The organism is Sphingomonas sp. CCH5-D11 (assembly GCF_001557395.1).
Taxonomy (GTDB): domain Bacteria; phylum Pseudomonadota; class Alphaproteobacteria; order Sphingomonadales; family Sphingomonadaceae; genus Sphingomonas.
Genome location: NZ_LSKH01000310.1, coordinates 1 through 4,389, shown reverse-complemented (window position 1 = coordinate 4,389; position 4,389 = coordinate 1). Strand labels below are relative to the sequence as shown.

General features: G+C 66.6%; 4 protein-coding genes. 3 read left to right on the top strand and 1 reads right to left on the bottom strand.

Annotated features, from left to right (window positions below):
- The 3 genes from AX702_RS19595 to AX702_RS19585 all read left to right on the top strand — a co-directional run.
- Positions 1-945: acyl-CoA dehydrogenase (locus AX702_RS19595; protein ID WP_066782068.1), on the top strand; the 945-nt coding region annotated here is incomplete at its 5' end.
- Positions 942-1,595 (top strand): PIG-L deacetylase family protein, encoded by a 654-nt coding sequence (locus tag AX702_RS19590; protein WP_007406874.1) that lies wholly within the window; start codon positions 942-944, stop codon positions 1,593-1,595. The genes AX702_RS19595 and AX702_RS19590, both read left to right, overlap by 4 nt.
- A complete protein-coding gene (locus AX702_RS19585) occupies positions 1,592-2,188 on the top strand; it encodes a class I SAM-dependent methyltransferase (RefSeq protein WP_007406872.1) in 597 nt (198 codons plus the stop codon). Before AX702_RS19590 ends, AX702_RS19585 begins: the two co-directional genes overlap by 4 nt.
- Positions 2,189-2,283: 95 nt before the next feature.
- Here the strand turns inward: AX702_RS19585 and AX702_RS19580 are convergent.
- Positions 2,284-4,389 (bottom strand): catalase (locus tag AX702_RS19580; RefSeq protein ID WP_066782067.1); only part of this gene is annotated, 2,106 nt, incomplete at its 5' end.

The window sequence follows — 4,389 nt, the reverse complement described above, 5'->3', positions numbered from 1 at the left end:
GGGTGGGCGACCGATCCCGCCGGCGATCCGACGACGCCCAAGGCATATCTGGACCTGCTCCGCCCTCTTTACGCTGCGGGACGCCGGGATCTCCCCATCGGGCGCCTGCTTGAGGGGCATGTCGATGCGGTGCAGATCGTGTTTCGATACGGCACGTCGTCCCAGGTCGCTGCGTTGCGGGCGCGCATCGCTGCGGGAGCGACGTTGGGTATTTGGAATGCGGGCCTGCCGGGTGAGCCGCTGGTGCTTACCGGCGGACGGCTGACCGGCGGCAAGGGCTATGCATCGGGGGCGGGGATACTGACTCACGCGCTGGTAACCGCGGATAGCGAAAGCGGACCGCAGCTGCTCCTGCTCGACCTCGAGGCCGATCCGCCTGCCATCGATCGGGAGTGGTGGCAGACGATCGGCATGCAGCGCTCGGAGACACATCTGGTACGCTGGTCCGGCTCTGTGATCGGTGAAGACGGCCGTATCGGCGAGCCCGGCAGCTATGCGCGGGAGCCGTTCTTCAGCGGAGGCGCGCTGCGCTTCGCCGCGGTTCATGCCGGCGGCATCGCCGGCCTGCTCGATGCAGTGCGTGACCACCTGACCACCCACGAGCGCGCTTCCGATCCGTTCCAGGCATCGCGCCTCGCCGACCTGTTCCTGCTTGCCCAGGGTGCAGCGGCGAGCATCCGCGACACGGCGGACGCCTGGTTCAGCGGGACGGATGCGGAACGCGTCGCCCGGGTGTCCGCTGCGCGGCTATCGATCGCCGGCTCTGCCGAGCGCGCCCTCACGATCGCGCAGGAGGCGGTGGGGCTGCAGGGATTGTTCCTGTCGCATCCGCTGGCGGCAAAGATCGCCGATCTCATGGTGTACCTGCGCCAGCCTGCGCCCGATGCGCATCGCCTTCGCGTCGGCCAAGCTGTCGCCGAGCACATCCTCGACCCCATCCTGTGAAGATCGCGCTGCGAAACGTGCGTGTCGCGCTGGTGATCGCCCCGCACCCGGATGACGAGGTCATCGGCGCGGCAGGCCTCATTGCGCGGCTTCGCCGCCATGGAGCTCGGGTCCGGGTTGCGGTCGTGACCGATGGTGCCGCATCTCACCGGGGCAGCCGAAAATGGCCGAGGACGCGACTGGTCGCGGCTCGCCAGCGTGAGAGCCTTCATGCGCTACGTCGTCTCGGCATCGTTGCTGGCGACGTCTCGTTCCTCAATTTGCCCGATGGCCAGTTGCCCTCGATCCCGGGGCGCTGTTATCGCGCGCTGCGCCGCCAGGTCGCACGATGCCGGGATCTCGATCTCATCGTCGGACCGGCCTGCGATGACGACCATCCCGATCACCGCGCCGTAGCCGCGGCCGTAGCCGGATGCCCGGGTGGCGCCAGTCGGCTGACCTACCGCGTGTGGCCGCCTCGCCCGGACAGGTCCGGACCGGCATGGCGCATCGCTGTGCCCGGGGGAGTTTCGGTGAAACGGTCCCTGATCCGCGTCTACCGGACGCAGCTCGGCGCCGTTTCCGATGACCCAGCAGGCTTCACGATCGCGAGACACGAGCTTGCGGCCTTTGCTCGTCCGGTCGAGCGCTACCGGCCGGGTTCGAAGTGACGAGCCCGATCGATCTTGCCGGGTTCGCCGCCAAGTTCGCCGGCGACGACGATCCCTGGCGCACCTTCACCGCCCGTGACGAGGCGGTGAAGCGTGCCGCGATCCTGCACGCGATAGGTCACCGACCGGTCGGACGGGTGCTGGAGCTGGCCAGCGGCAACGGATCCAACAGTGCCGCGATCGCGAGGATGGCGTTGCGCCTCGATGCGACCGAGGGCACGAGGGAGGGGGTCGACCTGACGGCACGCGCCGTTGCCGCCTGGCCTCGTGCGTGCGCATCGCTGCTCGTGCTCCCCGGTCGACCGCCACGTCTCGTCTATGACGTGATCGTGATCGCCGAGATCCTGTATTACCTCTCAGCGCGAGAGATGGCCCGGGTTGCGCGTGAGATGGCCGCTCGCCTGCGCCCAGGCGGCATCATCGTGCTCGCGCACCACAGGATTGATTTCTACGATTTCGTCCAGCATGCGGCAGGGATCCACGCCCGGTTCCTCGCAGAGACCGGGCGTTGTTGGACGGTTCGCACCGCGGGCCGCACCGGCCGCTGGGTCGTTACCGCGGCCCGCGCCGATGGTATGACCCGATCCCGTTGAACGCGAGCGAGGCAGCACGTCCCACGTCCGTGCGATATGAGGCTTGCCGTTAAGTGGAGCGGCAGGACGTCCACCTGCCGCTCCCGCCAGGGTCGTCAGGCCGCCGCGTCGAGATCGACCTTCATCTCCCGAGCCCAGAACCTGAGGTCACGACAGGTCGTGACGAACGCCTTGACGTCCTTGCTCTTGCTTAGGGCTACGAAGCCATCGTCAAGCTCCGGCACCCGAGAAGCGTCGAACAACGTGGCGGCTGCATCGGTGTAGCCGATGAACTTGCAGTGGCCGAACGCGTCCGCCACGAAGTCCTTGGAGGCCGCATCCTTGGCGAGCAGCGCAGCCCCTTCCTCGGACGGAAGCACCGCGACGGCATCGAAAAGGACCGAAGGTCCGCCGTCGATCTTCTGCTTGGCCGCGACCTTGGTGCCGTCGTCGAGCGTGACCCCGCCGATCTTCGGCGCGACCACCTCCCAGACCGCGCCTTCGGCTTCCAGCGCCTTGGTCAGCGCATTGAACAGCTCGGCGCTCGACCCATCGGTCAGCAGCAGGCCCATCTTTCGCCCGGCGAAATTCGCCGGGCCGTTGGCGACGATCGAGAGCGCCGACGATGTCGGCAGGTCTAGCGTCGGCTTGGCCGCCTTGGCGGCGTCCGGCAGGTCGAGGCCGAGCCCGTCCGCGACGGTAGCGGCGAGATCCTCGTCGATGTTGCGCAGGTGGCTGACCGCCCGGGCCCGGATGTCGACACGATCTACCTTCGACAGCTCGAACACCAGCGCGTCGCCGATGTGCTTCTGCTCGATCGGCTGCTGGCTGAGATAGAACTGCCGTGCCTGGCTGTAATGATCGGCAAAGGTTTCGGACCGAATCCGCTGCTTGGTCCCCTGAACCTCGGCGGGGAAGCTGGTGAAGCCGATCTCCGGGTTCTCGCGCGGACCGCCTTCCGCGCCCCAGCTGTTCGGCTCATAGTTCACGCGCCCCTTCGGATTGCGCATCGCCATGTGGCCGTCCTGCTGGAAGTTCATCACCGGACAGCGCGGGGCATTGATCGGCAGGTGGGTGAAGTTCGGGCTGCCGAGCCGCTTCAGCTGGGTATCGAGATAGGAGAAGTTGCGGCCGTGCAGCAGCGGGTCGTCACTGAAGTCGATGCCCGGCACGATGTTCTGCGTGCAATAAGCGACCTGCTCGGTTTCGGCGAAGAAGTTGTCGACGTTGCGATTGAGCGTGAGCGTACCGACGATGCGGACCGGCACGTCCTCCTCGGGGATGAGCTTGGTCGAGTCGAGATGGTCGAAGGGAAGCTTGTCGGCGGTTTCCTGATCGAACAGCTGGACGCCGAGGTCCCATTGCGGGAAGTCACCGCTCTCGATCGCCTCCCAAAGATCGCGGCGATGATAGTCGGGATCGGCGCCGCTGATCTTGACCGCCTCGTTCCACAGCACCGACTGGAGCCCCTGGCGCGGCTTCCAGTGGAACTTGACGAAGGTCGCCCTGCCTTCCGCGTTCACCAGGCGGAAGCTGTGGACGCCGAAGCCCTCCATCGTGCGGAAGGAGCGGGGGATCGTGCGATCGGACATGATCCACATGATCATGTGCCAGGTTTCCGGGGTGAGGCTGGCGAAATCCCAGAAATTGTCGTGTGCGGTTTGCGCTTGGGGGAACGCCCGGTCGGGCTCCTGCTTGGCCGCATGGACCAGATCGGGGAACTTGATGGCATCCTGGATGAAGAACACCGGGATGTTGTTGCCGACGATGTCCCAGTTGCCCTGCTTCGTGTACATCTTGACGGCGAAGCCGCGCACGTCGCGCGCCAGATCGCGCGAGCCCTTGTTGCCCGCTACCGTTGAGAAGCGGACGAACACCTCGGTCTGCTGCCCGACCGTGCTCAGCACGTCGGCGCGGGTGTAGTCGGCCAGACTGTCGGTCAGTTCGAACACGCCGTGCGCGCCATAGCCGCGTGCGTGGACGACGCGCTCCGGGATGCGCTCGTGATCGAAATGGAAGATCTTTTCGCGGAGGATGAAGTCTTCGAGCAGCGTGGGGCCCCGCAGACCCGCCTTTAGACTGTTCTGGGCATCCGCGATCGGGATGCCCTGCTGCGTGGTCATGGTAAGTGCCGCGTCCGAGGTCGTCTGGCGGGTTTCGCCGCCATGGCCCTGCTGTTCGGCATAGTTCGTCGGCTGGTCGGCACCCGCCGGCAGCGGCGG